Source organism: Niveispirillum sp., from assembly GCF_017996735.1.
Taxonomy (GTDB): domain Bacteria; phylum Pseudomonadota; class Alphaproteobacteria; order Azospirillales; family Azospirillaceae; genus Niveispirillum.
Window position 1 is genome coordinate 32,854 of the sequence record NZ_JAGOGJ010000022.1, and the last position, 25,645, is coordinate 58,498.

General features: G+C 67.8%; 3 protein-coding genes. All 3 read left to right on the forward strand.

Translation table 11 applies throughout. The features are described from left to right. Window positions 1-12: 12 nt before the first annotated feature. The 3 genes from KBA48_RS09790 to KBA48_RS09800 are packed head-to-tail and all read left to right on the forward strand — an operon-like array spanning window position 13 to window position 25,540. Complete coding sequence (locus KBA48_RS09790) at window positions 13-4,509, forward strand: type I polyketide synthase (RefSeq protein ID WP_292905693.1); 4,497 nt, start codon at window positions 13-15, stop codon at window positions 4,507-4,509. Then, window positions 4,506-16,790 carry a non-ribosomal peptide synthetase gene (locus KBA48_RS09795; RefSeq protein WP_292905695.1) on the forward strand — a complete coding sequence of 4,095 codons (12,285 nt, stop codon included), beginning with the start codon at window positions 4,506-4,508 and terminating at the stop codon, window positions 16,788-16,790. Before KBA48_RS09790 ends, KBA48_RS09795 begins: the two co-directional genes overlap by 4 nt. Then, a complete protein-coding gene (locus KBA48_RS09800; RefSeq protein ID WP_292905697.1) occupies window positions 16,787-25,540 on the forward strand; it encodes a non-ribosomal peptide synthetase/type I polyketide synthase in 8,754 nt (2,917 codons plus the stop codon). The genes KBA48_RS09795 and KBA48_RS09800 overlap by 4 nt, the downstream gene beginning before the upstream one ends. The last annotated feature ends 105 nt before the right edge of the window (window positions 25,541-25,645 follow it).

Here is a 25,645-nt window from a genome sequence, read left to right on the forward strand (position 1 = left end):
AAAGCCGGATTGATGACGCACGACGAAGCGCTCGCCCAGGACCAGGACAGCATCGCCATCATCGGCATGGCCGCGCGCCTGCCCGGCGCCGCCGATCTGGCTGCCTTCTGGCGTAACCTGCGCGACGGGGTCGACAGCATCGTGTCCTTCACGGAGGCGGAATTGCTGGCCGCCGGGCTGGACCTGGAAACCATCAGCCACCCGGATTTTATCGCGACCAAGGGTTTTCTGGCCGGTGCCGACCTGTTCGACGCGGGGTTTTTCGGTCTTTCCCCACGGGAAGCGGCATTGATCGACCCGCAGCACCGGCTGATGATGGAATGCGCCTGGGAAGCCATGGAGCATGCCGGCTATCATGCGGAGACCTATGATGGCCGCGTCGCCATCTATACCAGCACCGGCATGAACACCTATCTGCCGCTGAACATCATGTCCAATCCGGGACTGGCGGAGAAGGTGGGCGGCTTCCAGCTGTCCATCTTCAATGACAAGGATTTTGTGCCGACCCGCATCGCCTATGCCATGAACACCACGGGGCCGGGCGTCGATATCGGCACCGCCTGTTCCTCCTCCCTGGTCAGCGTGCATATCGCCTGCCAGGGTTTGCTCACCTATCAGGCCGACATGGCGCTGGTCGGGGGCGTCACCCTGCACCTGCCGCAGGTGTCGGGACACATACACGAACCGGGGTCGGCCTATTCCCCCGATGGGCGCTGCCGCCCCTTCGACGCGACGACCAGCGGGCTGGTCGACGGCAACGGCACGGCGGCCATCGTCCTGAAACGCCTGGCCGACGCCATCGCCGACGGCGACACCATTCATGCGGTGATCAAGGGCACCGCCATCAACAATGACGGCTCGATGAAGCTGGGCTATGCCGCGCCCAGCATCGAGGGGCAGGCCGCCGTCATCATGGAAGCCCACGCCGTGGCCGGCTGCCCGCCCGATACGATCACCTATGTGGAGGCGCACGGCACAGCCACGCCGCTGGGCGACCCGGTGGAGGTCACGGCGCTGACCCGCGCCTTTCGCGTCGGCACGGCGGAAAAGGGCTTCTGCGGGCTGGGGGCCGTCAAATCCAATATCGGGCATGTGGACAAGGCGGCGGGACTGGCCGGTCTGATCAAGACCGTGCTGGCCCTGAAACATGGCATGATCCCGCCGACCCTGCATTTCCAGGCACCCAATCCCAAGCTGAACCTGCCAGAAACACCCTTCTATGTCGTTGACCGGCTGCTGCCCTGGCAGCGGCAGGGCGACTTGCCGCGCCGCGCCGGGGTCAGTTCCTTCGGGGTGGGCGGCACCAATGCCCATGCGGTTCTGGAGGAGGCACCGGCTGCTGCAGCCGGCTCCCCCTCCCGCCCGGTCCAGATCGTCACCCTGTCGGCCCGGTCAGAGGCCGCTCTTGGCGCGGCCACGGAAAATCTGGCCGCCTATCTGGAGACCAACCCCGATATCGATCTGGCGGATGTCTGCCACACGTTGCAACGCGGCCGCCGGCCCTTCGCCCATCGCCGCGCCTTTGCCTGTACGTCGGTTGCCGATGCTGTGCGCCGGCTGCGCGCCGGCTCGCCCGCCCATCAGTGTGAACGCGGCGACCAGCAGGGGGCGTATTTCCTGTTTCCCGGACAGGGCAGCCAGTATCCGGACATGGCGCGCGACCTCTATCGCCATGAGCCATTGTTCCGCGACGAGATCGACGCCTGCGCCGCGCATCTGCGGCCGGCACTGGGCCTGGATATCCGCGTCCTGATGTTTCCCGATGAGGGGCAGAAGCCGGAAGCGGCGCGGCAACTGGCGCAGACGCTCTATGGTGCGCCGGCGCTGTTCTGCGTGGAATATGCGCTGGCGCGGCTGCTGATGGCCTGGGGCCTGGCACCCCGCGCCATGATCGGTCACAGTCTGGGCGAATATGTAGCCGCCTGCCTGGCCGGGGTCATGTCCCTGTCCGATGCCTTGTCACTGGTCACCGCACGGGCACGCCTGATGCAGGCGACGGCGCCGGGCGCCATGCTGGCCGTGCCCCTGTCGGAACAGACCGTGCGTTCGCGGCTGGGTCCGGGATTGGACCTTGCGGCCGTGAACGCGCCCGACATGTGCACCGTGGCCGGGCCGGAGGCGGCTATCGCCGCCTTGCAATCCCGGCTGGAGGTCGAAGGCGTGGTCTGCACGCGCGTCCGCACGGTGCAGGCCTTCCATTCCCATCTGATGGACCCGGTGCTGGAGCCCTACAGGGCGCTGTTGCGGGACATCCGCCTGACGGTGCCGCAAATCCCCTACCTTTCCAACCTGACCGGCACCTGGATCACGCCGGAGCAGGCGACCAGCCCCGATTACTGGGTCGATCATTTGCGCCAGCCGGTGCGTTTCGCCGACGGCCTCACCCGGCTGCTGGAAGCGGAGCCCCTGCCCCTGCTGGAAGTCGGCCCCGGCCGGGCGCTGGGCACACTCGCCACCCGCTGCGGCGCCACGGCCTGCCTGCAGACCCTGCCGCAGGCGCGTGAGGAACGGGGGGCGCAGGAAACCTTGTTCCAGGGCGTGGCAGCGCTTTGGACGCGCGGTGTCGCACTGGATTGGCATTGTTTCTACCGCGACGAAAAACGCCGCCGGGTCCCGCTGCCCACCTATCCGTTCCAGCGGCAGAGCTATTGGATCGCCCCGGTTTCAGGCGCGGCGGCGGCCCCGCGCGCGGAAGGCCAGCGTACGGCACCGGCCGACTGGCTGTACCTGCCCGGATGGCGCCCCGCCGTGGCCCCGCCTGTCGATGTCGCGCGGCGCGACGCCTGCCTGTTGTTCGCCGATGATACGGGGCTTGGCGATGCGCTGGCGGGAGAACTGGGCCGGCTGGGCCGACCGGTCGTGATCGTCCGGCCGGGGGCAACGTTTGCCGAGGAAGGGCCCGGCTCCTATCGGCTGAACCCGGCGCAGGCGGATGATTTCAGTGCGCTGTGCGACAGTTTGATGGCGCAAGGCCTGCTGCCGCGCCGCCTCATCCATCTCTGGGGCCGGACCGGCGGGATGCCGGATGGCGGGCCGGAGATCGGCCGCCACGCAGACTCCATCCTGTTCCTGATCCAGGCCCTGGCCTGGCTGGCGCTGGACGAACCGGTTGAATTGACCATCATCACCGACCGTGCCCGCGATGTCGCCGGCGAAACCACCATTGATCCGGCCAAGGCCGCGCTGACCGGACTGGCGGCCACCATCCCCTGGGAACATCCGGGAACCCATTGCCGGGTCGTGGATATTCCCGCCGATGCGGTAGCGCACACCCTTGCCCCGCGGCTTGTCGCCGAACTGGATGCCCCGGCCGATGAAAGGATCATCGCCCTGCGCGGCGGCCGGCGCTGGGTCCACAGCCTGTCGCCCGTGCGGTCCGCACCGGCCGAAGACCGGCCATCGCCGTTCCGGGCGGGCGGTGTCTATGCCGTTACCGGCGGATTGGGCGGGATCGGCCTGTGCCTGGCACGCCGGATCGCGGCCATGGGGCCTGTGCGGCTGGCCCTGATCGGCACGGACGATGACGCCGAACCCGGGGACGATGCCGTGGTCGCGCGGGTCGCATCCTACGACACCGCCTCTCTCACCGCCGCGCTGGCCCGGATCGAGGCCCGGCTGGGTCCCATTGATGGGATCATCCACGCCGCCGGGATGGATGAGGCGCGGCCCCTGCGCCTGATCACCGATCTGGATGCCGCCACGCGGGACCGGTACTGGCAAACGCAACAGCAGGTCTTGGCGGCCTTGGACGATGTTCTGCGGCTGCGCCCCACCGCCACCTGCATGCTGATGTCATCGCTGGGGGCGGAAATCGGCGGGCCGGGTCAGGCCTTGCATGCCATTGCGGCTGCCTTTGCCGATGCCTTCGCCGAACGGCGCGGCTGGACGGTGGTGGACTGGGACCGGTGGACCGACGGTGAAGCAGCCGATGCCGGCGCGGCCCTGACTGCGGCGGAAGGGGCCGATGCTTTCGAGCGTGTGGCCCGGCTGGCACCCGGCGGGCGGATTCTGGTGGCCACAAGTGACCCGGCCACCCGGATGAAGACGATCCTTGCCCAGCGCACGGCACAGGATGAAGGGCGGACGGAGACCACGGCCGCGCCCGCCGGTGGCGGCCATCAACGCCCAGACCTTGTCCCCTATGTCGCCCCCCGGAATGAACAGGAAACGGCGGTCGCCGCCTTGTGGCAGGAAATCCTGGGCATCGACCGGATCGGCATCCACGATAATTTCTTCGATCTGGGCGGCCATTCCCTGATCGCCGCGCAGTTGGTATCCCGGCTGCGGCGCATCTTCCAGGCGGAGGTGGAGGTGGACACGCTGTTCGCCGCCCCCACCATCGCCCGCCTGTCGGAGAGTTTGGGCACGACAGCGCCGGCACCCGCCGCGGGGCCGGATCTGGCCGATCTCCTGGACCGGTTGGACACCCTGTCCGAAGCGGAGGTGGAGGCATTGCTGGCCAGCGGTGAATTGCCCATCGACCTGCTGACGGGGACCAGCAATCCATGAACCGCCCCCCGTCGCAGGAACTGGCCGAACGCCTGGCCGCCCTTTCGCCCGGCAAACGTGCCTTGCTGGAGCGTTTGACGGCCGTGGCGCCCCAGGCCCCGGCTGCACCCAAGCGGGACGCCGACCGTATCCCATCGCGTCCGGCGGGTGACGCGCCACCCCTTTCCTATGCCCAGCAAAGGCTGTGGTTCCTGGACCAGATGGAAGGGCCCAGCCCCGTCTACAACATGCCCAACGCCGTCCGGCTGGAAGGGCTACTGGATGTGACGGCGCTGGAAGCGGTCTTCACGGAGATCGTGCGCCGTCACGAAGCATTGCGGACCAATTTTATCCTGCGGGATGGCCAGCCCGTGCAGGTCATCCATGAAGCGGCGGCCTGCACCCTGCCCCTGGTCGATCTGAGCCACCTGCCGGATGCGGAGCGGGACGCCGCCTTGCGGCAACTTGCCACGCGTGAGGCCCGCCGGCCCTTCGATCTGGCGCGCGACAGGCTGTTGCGGCTGGTTCTGGTGCGTTCGGCGGCCGAATGCCATACGCTTCTGATCAATATCCACCATATCGTGTCGGACGGCTGGTCCATCGGCAAGGTGCTGCTGCAGGAGGTGACCAGCCTCTATCCCGCCTTCGCGCGCAAGGCGCCGTCACCGCTGCCGCCGCTACCCATCCAATATGCCGATTACGCCTGCTGGCAGCGGGCCATGCTGGGCGGTGACCGGCTGGACGGCCAGGTCGCCTATTGGCGGGAGAAGCTGGACGGCATACCGGCCCTGCTGACGCTGCCCACCGACCGGCCGCGCCCCCCGGTACAGACCTTCACGGGACGGGTCCATTACTTCACCCTGCCCCCGACCCTGGTGGAGGGGGTGAAGGCGCTGGGCAAATCCACCGGCACCACGCTGTTCATGACACTGCTGGCCGGTTTCGGCGCCCTGCTGGGGCGTTACGCCGGTCAGGAAACCGTCGTCATCGGCTCCCCCATCGCCAATCGGCGCCGGGAAGAGGTCGAGGGGCTGATCGGCTTCTTCGTCAACACATTGGCCTTGCGGGTCGATCTTGCCGGCAATCCTGGCGGGCGGGACCTGCTGGCGCAGGTCCGGCAGACCTGTCTGGAAGCCTTCCGCCATCAGGATGTGCCGTTCGAACGGCTGGTGGAGGCTTTGCGGCCCGAACGGAACCTGGGCTTCTCGCCGCTGTTCCAATGCATGTTCATCTTGCAGAACCAGAATACCGACGCCGAGGGCGCGCGGCTGGGCGATCTGCATATGACGATGGTGCCGCAGGACGCGGGCGCCGCCATGTTCGACCTGACCCTGAAGCTGGAGGAAAGCCGGCACGGGCTTGCCGGTGAACTGGAATATAATACCGACCTGTTCGACGAGGGCAGCATCGCACATCTCGTGCGGTGCTATGCGGCTTTGCTGTCGGGCCTTGCCGCCACACCGGACATGCCCGTGGCCCGCCTGCCGCTGATGGAGAAGGCGGAACGGCAGAATACATTACGAGACCGGAATGATACGGCGCGGCATTGGCCAGGGGCGCCCACATTGCCCGATCTTTTTGTTCTGTCTACGAAACGAAACCCGGACCGTATCGCCATTTGCCATGATGGACGGATGGCGAGTTATGCCGCCCTGAACCGGCGGGCAGAACAACTGGCCAATCATCTGCACCGGAACGGGGTGGGTCCGGAAACGCTGGTCGGGATCTGCATGGACCGGTCGGTGGAGATGCTGGTCGGCCTGCTGGGCATCCTGAAGGCCGGGGCCGCCTATGTGCCGCTGGACCCCGCCTTCCCGCCCGAACGGCTTTCCTACATGGCGGCGCATGCCGGGCTGCGGATGCTGTTGGCCGGGCACGGCACGGCGGGACTGCTGGCAGACCCGGAACTGCCGGTCCTGTGCCTGGACACGCAGTGGGACGTCATCGAAGCGGCCCCTCCCCGGCCGGTGCGGCCCATCGACCCCGACAGTCTGGCCTATGTGATCTATACATCCGGTTCCACCGGCACTCCCAAGGGTGTTCAGGTCGGGCACGCGGCGCTGGCCAATTTCCTGCTCTCCATGGCGGAAAAGCCGGGGATCGGGGCGGATGACCGTCTGCTGGCGGTGACCACCATCTCCTTCGACATTGCCGGCCTGGAACTCTATCTGCCGCTGATCGCCGGGGCGCGGGTTGAACTGGCATCGCGGGAGGTGGCGGCCGACGGCTTCGCCCTGCGTCGGATGCTGGAACAGGTGGTCCCGACCATCATGCAGGCCACACCGGCAAGCTGGCGGCTGCTGCTGGCGGCGGGTTGGCAGGGACCGTGTCCGGGCCGGCTGTTCTGCGGTGGCGAGGCTCTGCCGGGTGATCTGGCGGAACGGTTGCTGGCAACCGGGGCCGACCTCTGGAACCTGTACGGCCCGACGGAGACCACGATCTGGTCGACGATCACGCGGGTCGCCCAGGTTGATGGCGGTGGGGCGGAGGATCGCCAGCCCATCGGCCAGCCCATCGCCAATACCAGCATCCATATCGCCGATGGCGGCATAGACCCGCTTCCTCCCGGCTTTCCGGGGGAGTTGCTGATCGGCGGCACCGGTCTGGCCCGTGGTTATCGCCGCCAGCCGGCGATGACGGCGGAACGTTTTATCCCCGATCCTTTCAGCCAGCAGCCGGGGGCTAGGCTTTACCGCACGGGCGACCTGACGCGGGCCCTGCCCGACGGCCGGATCGCCTTCCTGGGGCGGATGGACCATCAGGTGAAGATCCGGGGTTTCCGGATCGAGCTGGGGGAAATCGAAGCGGTTCTGCAACGGCATCCCGGCGTCCATGCCGGCGTCGTGCTCTGCCGGGAGGATCAGCCGGGCCACCAGCAACTGGTCGCCTATGTCGAGCCGGAGGCCGGCTGGGAACCCGACGGGCCGGCGCCGGAGACGGCGCAGGTGGAAAAATGGCGGACGGTCTGGGACGGGAATTACCGGACCCCCGATATCGACGCCGTGGAGGCACCGGACCTCAGCGGCTGGCACAGCAGCTATACCGGCGCGCCGATCCCACCGGCGGAGATGCGGGAATGGGTGGACCACACGGTGGCCCGGATCCTGGCATTGCGGCCGTCCCGCGTGCTGGAGATCGGCTGCGGCACCGGCCTGCTGCTGACACGCATCGCCCCGCAGGTGGGCGCCTATGTGGGGGTGGATTTCTCCGCCACCGTGCTTACGGCGCTGGAGGCGCGGGTGCGCGCGCTAGGGCTGGACAATGTCCGGCTGCTGAACCGGCATGCGCATGATGTCCGGGCCGGGCACGAGGGCGGGTTCGATCTGGTCATCATCAACTCCGTATCCCAATATTTCCCCGGCCTGGAGTATTTCCTGTCGGTGCTGGAGGCGGCCATCGCCTGCGTGGACGATGGCGGTTCCATCTTCCTGGGCGACCTGCGGTCGCTGCCGCTGCTGGAACTCCAGCATGCCTCGGTGCAGTTCCATCAGGCCGAGGATGCTTGCGACGGGGCGACATTGCACCGCCGGGTGGCCGGCAAGGTGGAACAGGAAGAGGAATTGCTGCTGAACCCCGCCCTGTTCGCCACCCTGCCGGCCCGGTTCCCCCGGATCGGCCAGGTCCGCCAACAGATCCGGCGCGGCAATGCCGATAATGAGATGAACCGCTTCCGCTACGATGTCGTTTTGCGCATCGGTGCGGGTGCGACCAGCCCGCCCATCGCCGAAATCATCGACGCCGGGGACGACCCGACGCCGGAACGACTGCGCATGATGGTGACGCAGCGGACCGTCGCGGGACAGGCGTTCATCATCCGGAACCTGCGCAACCGCCGGCTTGCACAGGATATGCAGGTCCTGGCCTGGCTGCGGGGTGGGTCGGCACCGGACACCGTCGGCACGATGCGCAGCCACCTGCGACAGACGCTGGCAGGCGGCATCGATCCGGAATGGCTGTGGGAACTGGGCCGGGAGTTGGGCCTGTCCGTGACATGCGGCTGGTCGGCGCTGCCGGGACATTTTGATGCGATCCTGGGCGGGGCCGATGATCCGGCCGGCCTGCCCATTCCTGCGGACATGGCGGCGGCCCCCGTGGCCAATGATCCGGGGCGAAGCGGGCGGGCCCGGGCGCTGGTCGGGGATCTGCGCCGGCGCATGGCCGAACGGCTGCCGGATTACATGGTGCCATCCGCCATTCTGTGCCTGGACCGGTTGCCATTGACCCCGAATGGCAAGATCGACCGCCGTGCCCTGCCGGCACCCACCGACACGATGCGGGAAAACACCTTCCAGGCCCCGCGCACCCCGGAAGAAACGGGGCTGGCGGAAATCTGGGCTACGGTGCTGGGCATCGCGCGGGTGGGGATCGATGATAATTTCTTCCAGTTGGGCGGCCATTCCCTGCTGGCCATCCAGGTCATCTCCCGCATCCGTGACGCCTGGTCGGTGGAATTGCCGATCAAGGCGCTGTTCGACATGCCCACGGTGCGCGGCCTTGCGGAACGGTTGAGCGCCCGCGACACACGGGCGGGGACCCTGCTGCCACCCGTCGCGGCCCTGACCGCTGCCGAACGCGAGGCAGCCCCCCTGTCCTTCGCGCAGCAGCGCCTCTGGTTCCTGGACCGGCTGGAAGGGCGCAGCCTCGCCTATCACATCGCCGGCGCCATCCGCATCGGCGGGCCGCTGGACGTGGCGGCCCTGGACGGCGTGGTGGCGGAAATCGCGCGACGGCACGACGCCCTGCGCACCCGCTTTGGTGAGCGGAACGGCGAGCCCGTGCAATCGGTGCTGCCGGCGGGCAGCAGCCTGATGCGGGTGGTCACGCTGGACGGGCTGCCCGACGCCGCGCGCGAGGCGGAATTGAACCGCCATCTGGCGGCGGAAAGCGACCATCCGTTCGACCTGGCCCATGACCCGCTTTTCCGCGTCACCCTGTTGCGGTTGACGGCAACGGATCATGTTCTGGCCGTGACACTGCACCATATCATCGCCGACCAATGGTCGATCGGGGTGATCTTTCAGGAAATGGCGGCGCTGTACCGGGCGTTTTGCGCCGGACGGCCCAGCCCCCTGCCCGACCTGCCGGTCCAATATGCCGATTACGCCGTCTGGCAGCGGAAATGGCTGGATGGGCCGATGCTGGAAACCCAGCTACGCTATTGGACCGGCCGGCTGGCCGGTGCGCCCGCCGTGCTGGACCTTCCGTTCGACCGGCCCCGTCCGCCCATGCGCCGCCATCGCGGCCGCATCCAGGCTTTCACGCTGGATGCCACGCGGACGGCCCGGGTCCGGCATCTGGGCACCCTCACGGGGGCAACACCCTTCATGACCCTGCTGGCCGGCTTCGCCGTCCTGCTGGGCCGGTTGGGTGACACAACTGATCTGGTGATCGGATCGCCCATCGCGAACCGCAACCAGGCGGCGCTGGAGGCGCTGGTCGGCTTTTTCGTCAATACCATGCCCTTGCGCCTGGACCTGTCGGGCCATCCGTCGGTGCGCCGGCTTCTGGAACGGGTCCGGCAAACGGCGCTGGAAGCCTATGACCATCAGGACGTGCCGTTCGAACAGGTCGTGGACGCGCTGCAGCCCGAACGCAGCCTCAGCCACACGCCGCTGTTCCAGGTGATGTTTGTCCTGCAGAACGCCCCGATGCCGGATATGGAGATGGGGGACCTGTCGCTGACAATGGTCGAGCCTGTGTCGGTATCGGCGAAGTTCGACCTTGTCCTGTCGCTGGAGGAACGGGCCGGCGCCTTGCATGGCGCGGTGGAATATGACACCGACCTGTTCGATGCCGACACCATAACCGGCATGGTCGACCAGTATGGCCGCATCCTTGATGCCATGGCCGCCGCACCAGACGCCGATATCGACATGCTGCCGCTGCTGGACGCGGCACAGCGTCAATCGATCCTGGTCGATTGGAACCGGGGACCGGCTGCCGTGGCGCCGGCCCCGACCATCCACGCGCTGTTCGAACGTCAGGCGGCGCTGACCCCTGACCGGCCCGCGCTGGCCCACGGCCAGGATATGCTGACCTATGGCATGCTGAACCGCATGGCCAACCGTGTCGCCCGCCGGCTGATCGCCCTGGGTGTCGGGCCGGAGGTGACGGTCGGCCTGCATCTGGAACCATGCATAGACATGCTTGTGGGGCTGCTGGGCATCCTGAAGGCCGGCGGCGCCTATGTGCCGCTGACACCGAAAACGCCAGCCGACCGCATGGCCTTCATCCTTCAGGAGGCCGGGGTCGCTCTGGTGCTGACCCAGCCGTCCCTTGCGGCGGGGCTGCCCGGCACCATCATCCCGCATCTGGTGGCGGACCTGCGGGCACCAGGCGTTGGCGACGGCAATCCGGACCGGATGGTGCCGCCCGACGCCGTTGCCTATGTCATCCACACGTCAGGCTCGACGGGGCGGCCAAAGGGCGTGCAGGTGTCGCACGCCAATCTGGTTCACTCGACCCTGGCGCGCCTTTCCCACTATGCGGACACGGTTTCCGCGATGCTGCTGCTCCAGCCCCTGGGCTTCGACGTGGCGGGCGGCTGCATCTTCTGGACCCTGTGCCAGGGGGGTGTCCTGCATCTGGAACCGACGGATCTGGCGCAGGACCCGCAACGCCTGCTGGACCGCGTCAGGCAGGCGCAGGCCTCCCACATGATGCTGGTCCCGCTGTCCTATCAGCCGCTGCTGGACCTGTTGACGCCGGGGCAGACCTGGCCGCTTCGCACCGTCATCCTGGGTGGGGAGGCGATGCCGCCGGAACTGGCCGCCCGCCATACGGAACGGCTGCCGGGCACGGCGCTTCATAATGAATATGGACCGACGGAGGCCACGGTCTGGGCCAGCGTGCATCGGGTGGTGCCGGCGGATCGGACGGGGCCCGTCCCCATCGGCCGCCCTGCCCCGCACAGCCGGCTCTATTGCCTGGACACCTGCCTCAACCCGCAACCGGCCGGTGTGCCCGGCGCGCTGTTGATCGGTGGGCCACAGGTGGCGCGCGGCTACCTGTCCCACCCCGCCCTGACGGCGGAAAAATTCATCCCCGACCCGTTCACGCCGGGCGCGCGGCTGTACCATACCGGTGACCGCGTCCGCCGACGCCGCGACGGCAACCTGGACTTTATCGGCCGCGACGATAGCCAGGTGAAGATACGCGGCTTCCGTATCGAACCGGGAGAGGTTGCGGCGCTGTTATCCGCCCATCCCGCGATCCGGGACGCCGTGGTGCTGCCCGAGGAAAGCGGCGGGCGGGTCCGGCGGCTGGTGGCCTATCTTGTGGGGAACGTACCGGAGCCGGCGGCACTGCGCGCCTATCTGGGCGAACGTCTGCCCGATTACATGATCCCCGGCGCCTTCGTGACGCTGGAAGCCCTGCCCCTTACCGCCAACGGGAAGCTTGACCGTCGTGCCTTGCCGGCGCCGGACCAGGCGGCGGGCGATGCTGTCCACGCCCCGCCGCGCACCCCGACAGAAATGCTGCTGGCCGGCATCTGGCGGGAGGTGCTGGGCGTGGAGCAGGTGGGCATCCACGATAATTTCTTCAGCCTGGGCGGCGATTCCATCCTGTCCATCCAGATCGCCAACCGCGCCGGCCGGGCGGGCTTCGCCATCAGCGTCCGGCAATTGTTCCAGCATCAGACCATCGCCGAACTGGCGCGCGCCGTGCCGGAACAGGCCGCCATCCAGGCCGACCAGGGGATGATTCACGGCCCCGTCACGCCGACACCGGTCCTGGGCTGGTTCTATGACGCGTTGCCGCCGGAACCATGGCATTTCAACCAGTCGGTCCTGCTGGAGGTGACAGCGGGCCTGGAACCCGATCTGGTGCAGGCCGCTATACACCGGCTGATCGGCCACCATGACATGCTGCGCGCCCGTTTCCTGGGCGGCAGGGGGGAGATGCCGCGCATCGACATCGCCGACAGCATCGATACCATCCCCTTCCAGTTCCATGATTTCAGCGACCGGCCCGACCGGGTGGCAGCCCTGACGGCGGTGGCCGAAGGGCTGCAACGCGACCTGGACCTGACCCGTCCGCCCCTGCTGCGAACCGCCTTGTTCCGGATGGGCAATGACGGGGCGGACCGGCTGCTGCTGGTCATCCATCACTTTGTCGTGGATGGGGTGTCGCTGCGTATCCTCATCGGTGACCTTGCCGCCGCCTTGGCGGATCTGCGCCGGGGACAGCCGATTACCCTGCCCGCCAAGACGACGTCTTTCCCCTATTGGTCGCGCCGGCTGGCCCAGCATGCGGGTACCGCCCTGGCCCGCGCCGAACTGGACTTCTGGCGCGACCAGATGGCGGTTCAGGCGCCGCCGCTGCCGCGCGACATCGCCGCCCTTCCCAACACGGCCGCATCGGCGGAAAATGTCATCGTCCGGCTGGAGGCGGCACCGACACAGGCCTTGCTGCATCAATCCCTGCCCGTCTACCGCGCGCAGATCAATGACGTGCTGCTGACGGCCCTGGTCCGCGCCTTTGCCGGATGGACCGGCCGGCCCGGCCTGCTGCTGATGCTGGAAGGCCATGGCCGCGAGGCCTTGTTCCCGGAGATCGACCTGTCACGCACCGTAGGCTGGTTCACGGCGGCCTATCCCATCGCCCTGCCCGGTGGCGGGACGGAGGAAGCGGTCGCGACGCTGAAACAGGTGAAGGAAGCGCTGCGGGCCGTGCCGGGCCAGGGAATCGGGCATGGCGTGCTGCGCCATCTCAGCCCTGATCCGGCGGTGCGCGCCGCCCTGGCCGGCGATCCGGAGATCAGCTTCAACTATCTGGGCCGGTTCGAACAGGCACGGCCCGACCCGATCATCCTGGGTGAAGCGGGAGAGGATATCGGCAGCGACCAGAGCCGCGCCGGACAGCGCCGCTTTGTAATTGAGATCAACGGCCTGCTGCGCGCCGACCGGCTGGAATTCATCTGGACCTACAGCCACAATCTGCATGAACGGCGAACGGTGGAGGGGCTGGCGCAACGGTTCGTCCGCGAACTGGAAACGATTGTCGGTGAATGCGCCCGGCCGGGCGCCGGTGGCTACACCCCGTCCGACTTTCCGCTGGCCACCCTGGGCGACCGGGGTCTGGCGACCCTGTTCGATCGCTGGGGCCGGGCGGTGGAGGATGCCTATCCGCTGTCCCCCCTGCAGCAGGGCATGATGTTCCACGCCCTGTATCAGCCCCGGTCCGGCGCCTATGTCATTCAACTGGCCGCCCGGCTGGAAGGGGCGCTGCGTGTGGATGCCTTCCGCCGCGCGTGGCAGCGCGTGCTGGAACGCCATCCCAGCCTGCGTACCCTGTTCCTGCCCGATGCCGGGACCGATCCGGTGCAGGTGGTACTGCACCATGCCGACCTGCCCTGGCAGGAACTGGACTGGCACGGTACGGACACTGTCACCGCGCAAACCCGGCTGGAGGACCATCTGCGTGCCGACCGGCTGCGCGGCTTCACCCTGGATGAAGCCCCCCTGATGCGCTGCACCCTGATCCGGGTGGACGACCAGGCCTGGCGGTTCGTCTGGAGCCACCATCACCTGCTGACGGACGGCTGGTGCCTGCCCATCCTGATGCGAGAGGTGCTGTACTGGTACGCGGCCTTTGCCGCCGGCCGCGATGCCGACCTTGCCAGTCCGCCGCCCTACCGCACCTATATCGACTGGCTGGGCCGGCAGGATATGGGGCGGGCGGAGGCGTTCTGGCGCGGGGCGCTGGCGGATTTCGACACGCCGACGGCCCTGGGCGTCGATCGCCCGGCCCGCGCCATGGAACCGGACTTCGCGGAGGTGGAACGCCACCTCACGACCGGACAGAGCCAGTCGCTGACCCGCTTCGCGCAGACGAACCGGCTGACGCTGGGCGTGCTGGTGCAGGGGGCCTGGGCCGTTCTGCTGGGCCGGTACGGCCGGACCGACGATGTGCTGTTCGGCACCACCGTCTCTGGCCGGCCGCCGGAGATTGCGGAGGTCGACAAGATGGTCGGCCTGTTCATCAACACACTGCCGGTGCGGGTACGCATCGCGCCTGAACAGGCCGTAGGCCCGTTCCTGTCGGCGTTGCAGGATGCACAGATCGCCCGCGACCAGCACATGTACGCCCCGCTGACCGCAATCCATGGCTGGAGCGGGGTTGCATCGCGCGATCCCTTGTTCGAAAGCGTGGTGGTATTCGAAAACTATCCGATGGACGCCACGCTGGAGGAAGCGGGCGCATTGACCGTGACCGATGTAAGGCTGCTGGAACAGAACAATTTCCCGCTGACCCTGACCGCGGCAGGCGGGCGGGAAATGCCGCTGAAGCTTACCTATGACCGCAACCGTATCGATGATGGGGCGGCGGAACGGATGCTGGATCATCTGCTGGGCCTGTTGTCCGGCCTGGGCGCCGGGGCGGAACGCACGGTGGCGGCCTGGGTGTCGGAATGCCTGATGCCAGAAGGCGAGCGCCGGCTTCTGGTCCATGACTGGAACGACACGGCGCGCGACATGCCGTCGCCCGCCCGCACCCTGCCCGACCTTTTTGAGGAACAGGTGCGGCGCACCCCCGACCGGATCGCGCTGGTCACCGGTGACCAGGAGATCAGCTATCGCGCCCTGAACCGCCGCGCCAACCGCTTGGCGCACCGGCTCCGCGCACTGGGCATCGGGCCGGGTGACCTGGCCGGGCTGCTGGTGGAACGGTCGCCGGACATGCTGGTCGGCCTGCTGGGCATTCAGAAGGCCGGCGCCGTGCCGGTTCCCCTGGACCCCGGCTTTCCGGCCGACCGCATCCGGTTCATGCTGTCCGATGCAGGGGCCGCAATCCTGCTGACCCAGTCGCACCTGCGCCCGTCCCTGACCGATGTACGGTCGCCGGTGCTGTGCCTGGACGCCGATCCGGCGCTGGCGGACTGCCCGTCAACCGATCCGCACCGCCCCAGTGTGCCGGGGCAACTGGCCTATGTGCTCTACACCTCCGGCTCGACCGGCCGGCCCAAGGGGGTGCAGGTCACGCAGGCGGGCTTGGTGAATTTCCTGACCACCATGGCAGAGGCGCCGGGACTGGACGCGGCGGATGTGCTGCTGGCGGTCACCACCATCAGCTTCGACATTGCCGGCCTGGAACTGTACCTGCCGCTTCTGACAGGGGCGCGGCTGGTTCTGGCCGGCAGGGACGTCGCCGCCGACGGTTTCCTGCTGCACGAGGAGATCGTGCGGTGCGGCGCCTCCGTAATGCAGGCCACGCCGGCAAGCTGGCGGATGCTTCTGGATGCCGGCTGGCGGGGCGCACCGATCCGGCGGGCCCTGTGCGGGGGCGAGGCGCTGCCCCGCGACCTTGCCACCCGCATGGCCGCAACCGGCGTGGAACTGTGGAACCTGTACGGCCCCACGGAAACCACCATCTGGTCCGCCCGGCATCCGGCCGCCCCGCATACCCATGCCGAACCGTCGGAACCGATCGGCCGCGCAATCGCCAATACCGGCCTGTATGTCGCGGACACCGGGCATCACCTGATGCCGCTGGGCGTACCGGGGGAGTTGCTGATCGGCGGCACCGGGGTTGCCCAGGGCTATCTGGGCCGTCCCGGCATGACGGCGGAGCGTTTTATCCCCGATCCGTTCAGCGCGGAACAAGGCCGTCGCCTCTATCGTACCGGCGATCTGGTGCGATGGACGGCGGACGGCACCCTGCTTTTCCTGGGCCGCATGGATCAACAGATAAAGCTGCGCGGTTTCCGCATCGAACTGGGCGAGATCGAAACCGCCCTGGCCGAGCTGGAGGAGGTGGCGCAGGCGGCGGTCACCCTCTGGGGCACAACCCCGGACGATCAGCGGCTGGTGGCGTACCTGCTGCCGCGACAGGGCGTCCCGCCCGACCGGGAGAGGATGCGCGGCTGGCTGAAAGACCGGCTGCCGGCCTATATGATCCCGTCGGATCTGGTGGTGCTGGACCAGTTTCCGCTGACCCCGAACGGCAAGCTGGACCGGCGTGCCCTGCCGCCCCCGGACCGGCCCGTAACGAAGACCCTGTCCCCGCCCCGCACCCCGTTGGAAACGACGCTGGTGGGGATCATGGCGGAGATCCTGTCGCTGGAGCAGGTCGGCATCGACGACGATTTCTTCGCGCTGGGCGGCCATTCCCTGCTGGCCACCCGTTTCACCGCCCATGTCCGCCAGATGCTGGATGTGGCATTGCCCCTGCCCGTCCTGTTCGAAGGCCCGACTGTCCGGCAAGTGGCCGCGCATCTGGACACCATCCTGTGGGCCGCCCGACAGCAGGCGGCACCGGCCGGCGACCTGCTGGACGATGAAGAGGAGATCAGCCTGTGACGCCCCCCGTGACCACGATCGAGACGTTCATCGCGCGGCTGCGCGACCTTGGCGTCGCCCTGTCGGTCCAGGGGGAGGAATTGCGCTGCCGGGCGCCGAAAGGCACCCTGACGCCCACGCTGGCGGGTGAAATCTCGGCCCGCAAACCAGAGATCCTGGATTTTCTGCGCCGGGCACAGGCATTGGCCACCCCACGTGACGATATCATCGGACCGGTACCGGCCGACCAGCCGCCGCCCCTGTCCTTCGGGCAGCAACGGCTCTGGTTCCTGGACCGTCTGGAACCCGGTGCCGCCACCTACACCATGCCCATGGCCGTGCGGCTGGACGGGGCACTGGACACGCCGTCGCTGCAACAGGCGCTGAACGCCCTTGTCCAGCGGCACGCCGTGCTGCGGACCAATTTTGTGCTGCGGGACGGGCAACCGGCCCTGCTGATCCATGAAACGGCGGAATGCCCGCTTTCCATCCGCACGCTGCCCGACGGCATGGCCCCTGCGGCCGCACAGGAAATGCTGGTGGCGGCCGAAGCCGCGCGCCATTTCGATCTGGCCGGTGACAGGCTGTTGCAGGCGACACTGGTGCCGTTGCCCGATGGCGGCCATCTGTTCTTGCTGACCATGCATCATATCGTCTCTGACGGTTGGTCGCTGGACCTGATCATGCGGGAACTGGCCGCACTCTATGGCGCCTTCCGCCAGGGACTGCCGTCCCCCCTGCCGCCGCTGCCCCTGCACTATGTCGATTTCGCCCATTGGCAGCGCCAGCGCCTGCAAGGTGCGTTCCTGGCGGGGGAACTGGCGCATTGGCGTGGCCGGCTGGCGGGGGCGCCGGACATGCTGGCCCTGCCCACCGACCGGCCCCGCCCGCCTATCCAGACCTATCGCGGGGCCAGCCTTGACGGGGTGCTGGATGCCGACCTGACGCGGCATCTGCGCGACCTGGGACAGTCGGCCGGCACGACCTTGTACATGACCCTGCTGGCCGGCTTCGCCCTGCTGCTCAGCCGGTATGCGGGGCAGCAGGATGTCCTGGTCGGCAGCCCCGTGGCCGGCCGCACAAGGGCGGAGCTGGAAGGTCTGGTCGGCCTGTTCATCAATACCCTGGTCCTGCGCCTGGACCTGTCCGGCAACCCGTCGACCCATGTCCTGCTGGACCGGGTGCGGCGAACGGCGCTGGAGGCGCTGGACCATCAGGAACTGCCCTTCGAACAATTGGTGGAGGAACTGCGCCCCACGCGCACGCTCAGCCACGCGCCCCTGGTGCAGGTGTCGTTCCAGTTGCGCGCCCCCTCCATGCGGACGGAGGTGGCGGGACTGACCCTGATCCCGGTACCGCAGCAGGAAACCACCGCCAAGTTCGACCTCAGCCTGACGGTGGAGGAACAGGCGGCGGATCTGATCCTGTGCTGGAACTACAACCCGGACCTGTTCGACGAAGATACCGTCCGGCGCCTGCAGGGCCATTACCGGACAGTGCTGGAAGGCATGGTTTCGGCACCGGACAGGCCCTTGTCGCAGATATCCATGATGGGGCCGGCGGAACTGTGCGCCATCCAGCAGGCCGCGCGAGGACCGCAGACGGCAGGGACCGGCGCACACACCCTGCCCGACCTGTTCGACAGGATGGCGACCCGCTGTCCCGACCGTGTGGCGCTGAGCTTCGCGGGTAGTGACCTGACCTATGCCGCCCTGCGGCGGCGCATTGATGATCTGGCGACCCATCTGCAATCCCTGGGCGTGGGGCCGGAAATATTGGTGGCCCTGTGCGTGGAACGGTCGCCCGACATGGTGGTGGCGCTCCTTGCCATCCTCAAGGCGGGCGGGGCCTATATCCCGCTGGACCCGGCCTATCCGCGCGAACGGCTGGTCCAGGTGGTGGGGGATGCACGACCGGCCCTGGTGCTGACCCAGCGCCACCTGCGCGACCTGTTCGATGAGGCCTGCTGCCCGGTTTCATGCCTGGATGCCGACTGGCACCCCGGCAACCGCAGGCCCGTCGGCGGTGCCGAAGCGGGCAACATCGCCTATGTGATCTACACCTCCGGTTCGACCGGCCGGCCCAAGGGCGTGGCTGTCGACCAACGGGCGCTGGTGAACTTCCTGCTCTCCATGCAGCGGGAACCGGGCTTCAACGAAGCCGACGCTCTGCTGGCCGTCACCACCATATCCTTCGACATCGCGGGCCTGGAGCTTTACCTGCCCCTGATCAGCGGCGGCCGGCTTGTTCTGGCCGACCGGGAGACGGCGCTGGACGGACGGGCGCTGCAGGCCGCCTTGTCGGCCCACGCCATCACCTGCATGCAGGCCACCCCCGCCACCTGGCGTATCCTGGTGGAGACCGGCTGGCAACCTGCACGGAATTTCAAGGCCCTGTGCGGTGGCGAGGCATTGCCCCGCGCCCTGGGCCGCGCCCTGCTGGACCGGGGAGCCAGCCTTTGGAACCTCTACGGCCCGACCGAAACCACGGTCTGGTCGGCCGCCGCCCCGGTGTTGCCCGACCCCGACGGGGGAGAGGGGGTGGAACCTGTTGGCGGTCCGATCGCCAATACCTGCCTCCATGTCCTGGGACCGCAGGCCCACCCCCTGCCCCTGGGCATCGCGGGGGAGTTGCATATTGGCGGGGACGGGCTGGCCCGTGGCTATCTGTACCAACCGGGCCTGACGGCCGACCGTTATATTCCCGATCCGTTTTCAAACGGGGCGCGGCTTTACCGGACCGGCGATCAGGTGCGGCGGCTGGCCGGCGGACGCCTGGAATTCCTGGGACGCATCGATCATCAGGTGAAGATCCGTGGCTTCCGTATTGAGCTGGGGGAGATCGAGGCGGCGCTGCGCCACCATGAGGGCGTGCGCGACGCCATCGTGCTAGCGCGGGAGGACGTGCCCGGCGACAGGCGGCTTGTGGCCTATGTCGTGGCCGCCGGCGCTCTGGCACCGGCAGCGGCCGACCTGCGCGGTTTCCTGCGGGAAAGGCTGCCAGCCTATATGGTTCCCGGTGCGATCATGCTGCTGGAAACCTTCCCCCTGACCCCGAACGGCAAGGCCGACCGCAAGGCACTGCCGGCACCCGAACAGGCCCCGTCCAGCACTACCGCGCCCACCACCGCCACCACCACGGCCATGGAGGCACGGGTGGCGGCGGTGTGGCGAGAGGTTCTGCGGGTGGAGCATATCGGGGCCGACGATAACTTCTTCGATCTCGGGGGCCATTCCCTGCTGCTGCCCCGTGTACATGAGGCTTTACAGGCCGACGCCGCCCAACCTTTTCCGCTGATCACCCTGTTCCAGTATCCCACGGTCCGGACGCTGGCCGCCTGGCTGGCCGGGGAGGAAAGGCCGGCCGCCGCGCCCGTGGCACCACCGGCGACCATGCGCCCGTCGCGGGACATCGCCATCATCGGCATGGCCGGCCGCTTTCCGGGGGCCGATGATCTGGACACCTTCTGGGAAAATCTGCGGGAAGGGCGGGAGAGCATCCGTTTTTTCACACGGCAGGAACTGCTGGACGCCGGCGTGCCAGAGCCGGTGATCAGCAACCCCGCCTATGTGCCGGCCAATGGCTGCCTGTCCGACATTGCCGGCTTCGATGCCGGTTTCTTCGGCATCACGCCCCTGGATGCAGAGGTGATGGACCCGCAGCACCGGCTGTTCCTGGAAACGGCCTGGCATGCGCTGGAGAATGCGGGCCATGCCGGCCGGCGCGGCAGCCGGATCGGCGTTTTCGCCGGGTCCAGCCATGCGGGATACCTGGCCCGTAACCTGCTGCCCAGCCTGTTCGCCGGCATCCCGATCGATGTGCAGCGGATGATTTTCACCAACGACAAGGATTTCCTGCCCACCCGCACCTCCTACACGCTGGACCTGCGGGGACCGAGCGTCAGTGTACAGACCGCCTGTTCCACGTCGCTGGTGGTCCTGCATCAGGCCTGTCTCAGCCTGCTGGCGGGCGATTGTGACATGGCGCTGGCCGGTGCCGTGGCGGTCAAGCTGCCGCATATTGCCGGCTATACCTATCGTGAAGATGCCTTCCCGTCGCCGGACGGCCATTGCCGCGCCTTCGACGCCGATGCCAACGGCACCACCTGGGGCAGCGGCGTGGCCGTGGTCCTGCTGAAACCCCTGGACAGGGCGCTGGCCGACCGCGACACGATCCACGCCGTCATCAAGGGATCGGCCGTCAATAATGACGGCGCGCAGAAGGTTTCCTTCACGGCCCCCGGCATCGATGCACAAGCCCAGGTGATCACGGCGGCGCAGGCGAATGCCGGCCTCTCCCCCTCCGACATCTCCTATATCGAGGCACACGGCACGGGCACGCGCCTGGGTGACCCGATCGAGGTGGCGGCGCTGACGCAGGCCTTCCGCGCGGGCACCGACGCGGTGCAGACCTGTGCCCTGGGCGCGGTCAAACCCAATATCGGCCATCTGGATACAGCCGCCGGCATGGCGGGGCTGGTCAAGACCGTGCTGGCCTTGCAGCACCGGCAGATCCCGCCCACCATCAATTTCCGTCGCCCCAATCCCCAGATCGACTTTGCCGGCAGCCCCTTCTTCGTTAATGACCGGCTGCGGGACTGGGTGGATAATGGCCGGCCCCGCCGGGCGGGGGTCAGTTCGTTCGGCATCGGCGGCACCAATGCCCACCTGATCGTGGAGGAGGCGCCGCCGCGCACCCCCTCCGCCTCCTCGCGCTCGCATCAGTTGCTGGTCCTGTCTGCCCGCAGCCCGGCCGCCGTGGAACAACAGCGCGCCGCCCTGGCCGCCCATTTGGCGGCAAGGCCTGAGACGGCGCTGGTCGATGCTTCCTATACGCTGGCCGTCGGTCGCAGGGCCTTTGCCTGCCGGTTTGCCGTTGCCTGCCGCGACGGGGTGGACGCCATCCGCGCGCTGACCGATCCCGCCCGGCAGGCGCCACCGCCGCCGGCCACCCCGCCCGGCATCGTCTTCCTGTTTCCAGGCCAAGGCAGCCAATATGCCGGCATGGGGGCGGAACTCTACCGGACGGAGCCATTGTTCCGCGCCACCATCGACCACGGGGCCGAAAGGCTGCGACAACGGCTCGGCCTTGACCTGCGCAACCTGCTTTACCCGGCTCCGGCCGACCGGGATGCGGCGGATGAACAACTATCCCGGACCTGCCTGACCCAGCCGGCCCTGTTCCTGACTGAATATGCGCTGGCCCGCTTGTGGATGTCGTGGGGGCTGACGCCACGTTCCATGATCGGGCACAGCCTGGGCGAATATGTCGCCGCCTGTCTGTCCGGCGTTTTCGACCTTGATACCGCGCTCGACATCGTGGCCGAGCGGGGGCGGTTGATCTGGGAACAGCCGGAAGGGGCCATGCTGGCCGTCGGCCGCCCCGCAGGCGAGATTGGCCCATTCCTGACCGACGGGCTGGGCATCGCGGCCATCAACGGGACACAGGAATGCGTGATCTCCGGCCCGGTGCCCGCCGTAGAGGCGCTGGCCGCGCGACTGTCGGCGGAGGAGATACCGGGCCGGCGGCTGCGTACCTCCCACGCCTTCCATTCGGCGATGCTGGAACCCGCCGCCCGGTCGTTCGGTACCCTGTTGCGGTCCACCCGGCTCAGGCCCCCGCGCCTCCCCTTCATCTCCAACCTGACCGGAACCTGGATCACGCCGGAACAGGCCACCGATCCCGAATACTGGGTCCGCCACCTGCTTCAGCCGGTCCGCTTCGCCGAGGGCATCGCCACGATCCTGGCGGATCCGGGCGCGATAGCCCTGGAAGTCGGGCCGGGCACCGTCCTGGGCAACCTGGCCCGCCGCCATCCGGCCGCCGCCCGGGACCGCATCATCCTCTCTTCCCTGCCCCGTGCGGCGGCAGTGGAGGAGGGGGGCGAGATGGCGGGGATGCAGGACAGTCTGGGCCGGGTGTGGATGGAAGGCGTCAATATCGACTGGGCGGCCTACCACGCCGCCGATATCGCCACGCGCATCCCCCTGCCCGGCTACCCGTTCCAGCGGCAGCGCTACTTCATCGAGGAACCGGACCCCAGCGCCGTCATCGTCCGACAGGTGTCGAAATCGAAACCGGCGCCCGGCAGCCTGTTCACCCTGCCCGCCTGGAAACCCGCCCTGCCGATGCGGCTGCGGGGCATGGATGGTTTTGCGGCGCAGGACGGGACGTGGCTGGTGTTCAGCGACGGTTCGGAACTGGCAGGGCACATCCTCTCCCGCCTGCGCGATGCCGGCTGCGCCGTCGTGCGTGTGACCAGCGGAACCGTTTACCGGCAGGAAACCGACGCCTTCACCATCCGCCCCTCCGAACCGGGGGATTACCAGGCCCTGGCGGCGGCGCTCCAGGCGCGCCCGCCCTGCATGGTGCTGCATTTCTGGTCGTTGTCCGTGCCAAAGGATGCGCCCTTCGACCAGAAGCAAGCCGCCGGTTATTACAGCCTGCTGCTGCTGGGCCGTAGCCTTGCCACCCAGTATCCTGGTGTCGCCGTCCGGATGGCCGTGATCACCCGGCATCTGCACGATGTCGGGGGCAACGACCCTGTCGACCCGGACCAGGCGACCCTGATCGGCCCCTGTCTGGTAATGCCGCAGGAGATGCCCGACATCACCTGCCGCTGCCTGGATATCGGAGAGGTGGCGCCACCCGTCGATATGCTGCTGGCCGATCTTCTGGACGATATCGCGGAACCGATGGTCTCCTATCGGGGGAGCCGGCGGTTCCTGCCGGATTTTGTGCCTGTCACCCTGGACCCGGCCCGGCAGGCGGCGGGGGACTGGCATCCTGGCGGCGTCTATCTGATCACCGGGGGCCTGGGCCGGGTGGGGTTGATGCTCGCCCGCCATCTGGCGGAAACCTTGAAGGCACGCCTGATCCTGGTCGGCCCATCGCCGTTCCCCGAGCGTGAAAGCTGGGATGAATGGCTGGACAGCCATGGGCCGGAGGACAAGAACAGCCAGCGCATCCGCCAATTGCGGCAGATTGAGGCGCTGGGCGCCGAACTGCTGACCATCCGGGCCGATGTGACCGATGAACATCAGGTGCGGGCCGCATTCGCACGGGGGCAGTCACGGTTCGGCCCGGTGCAGGGCGTGATCCATGCCGCAGGCCGGCTGGGCGACACCTCCTATCTGTGCCCCGTCACGGAGGTGGGTGAGGCGGAGACACGCACGCAGTTCCGACCCAAGGTCCAGGGTCTGCGGGTTCTGGAAAGGGTGCTGGCCGGAACGGCGGTGGAATTCTGCCTCGTCATCTCCTCGGCATCGTCCGTGCTGGGCGGATTTGGGTTTTCCGCCTATGCCGGCGCGCACGCCTTCGTCGATGCCTTCGTCACCGCGCAATCGCGCGTGCCGGGCATGCGCTGGCTGGGCGTCAATTGCGACATCGGCGTGTTCGAGGACCAGGGGGACGACGAACAAGACCCGGCCGCCTCCGCCATCCGCATGACGCGGCGGGAGGCGGCAGAAGCGCTGATGCGTATCGTCACCTGTGTCGATAGCGGCCGCGTCATCCTGTGTCCCGGCAATATCGGGGAACGGTTCGACCGGTGGGTCCGGCAGGCCGGAGAGCGCAAGCCGCCTGCCCCGACCGCCGCACCGCTACCACCGCCCCTGCACGCACGGCCGGCCCTGGCGACGGACTATACCGCGCCGGGCACCATGCGCGAGACGAAGCTGGCGGCATTGTGGGAAACGCTGTTCGGCTTCACCCTTATCGGCATTCACGACAATTTCTTTGATCTGGGGGGGGATTCGCTTTTGGCGATCCGCCATATGACCATGGTCAAGGAAAGCTTCGGCCGCCGGCTTCCCCTGGCGGAACTGATGGCCAGACCGACCATCCATGCGCTGGCGCAATGGCTGGAACAACCGGCCCCCGACGCCTTCTCTCCCCTGATCGCGATACAGCCGCAGGGGACCGGCCTGCCCTTCTTCTGCATGCCGGGAACGGGGGGCAGCGTTCTTTACCTGCGGGCACTGGCAGAGAGCCTGAAAGCCCAGGGGCGGCCGTTCTACGGCCTGCAGGCATCCGGATTGGATGGGGCCACCGTGCCGCTGGACCGGATCGAGGATATTGCGGCGGAAAACCTGCGGGCCATCCGCGCGATACAGCCGAAGGGACCCTATCTGCTGGGCGGCCACTCCTTCGGCAGTTGGGTCGCGTTCGAGATGGCGCGCCAACTGCTGGAAGCCGGTGAAACGGTTGCGGGGGTCGCCGTACTGGACACCGGTGCGCCCGGCCCGCGCACCGACCTGCCGCAGGAAGGATGGGACGATACGCGCTGGCTGCTGACCATCGCCGATATCCTGTGCACCATGTTCGCCAGACCCCACGGCCTTCGCCACGAACAACTGGCCGGAAAGACATGGGACCAGCAGGTCGAAGCGCTGACCAGGGCCCTGGAGGCGATGGGCGCCGTGCAGGCCGGCACGGATGCAGCCGAGATCCGTGGCTTTGCCGAGGTGTACAGGGCGCAGGCCCAGATCGTCTATCAACCGGCGACCAGCCGCCGGGTGCCGGTGGCATTGTTCAAGGCGGGCGAGTTGCTGGATGATTTCCTGGCGGGTATGCCCCCGGACTTGCGCAACGATCCATATTGGGGCTGGACCGGCTATAGCGACGGGCCAACGTTGGTGGAAACCGTGCCGGGCAACCACCTGACGATGATGACCGCGCCACAGGTCGACCAGCTTGCCGAACGGCTGGGCGCGATCTTGTCATTGTTCGAACAACAAAGGCGCGACCCGGAGACGGGGAACGGCGCCTGATCTTGGGATTTATCGTGTGGCCGGTTGGGACCGTTCCATCTCAACCGGTCACACGATAAACTCACCCTTTGATCACGCCCGATAATACCCATCTGCCGAGGGTTT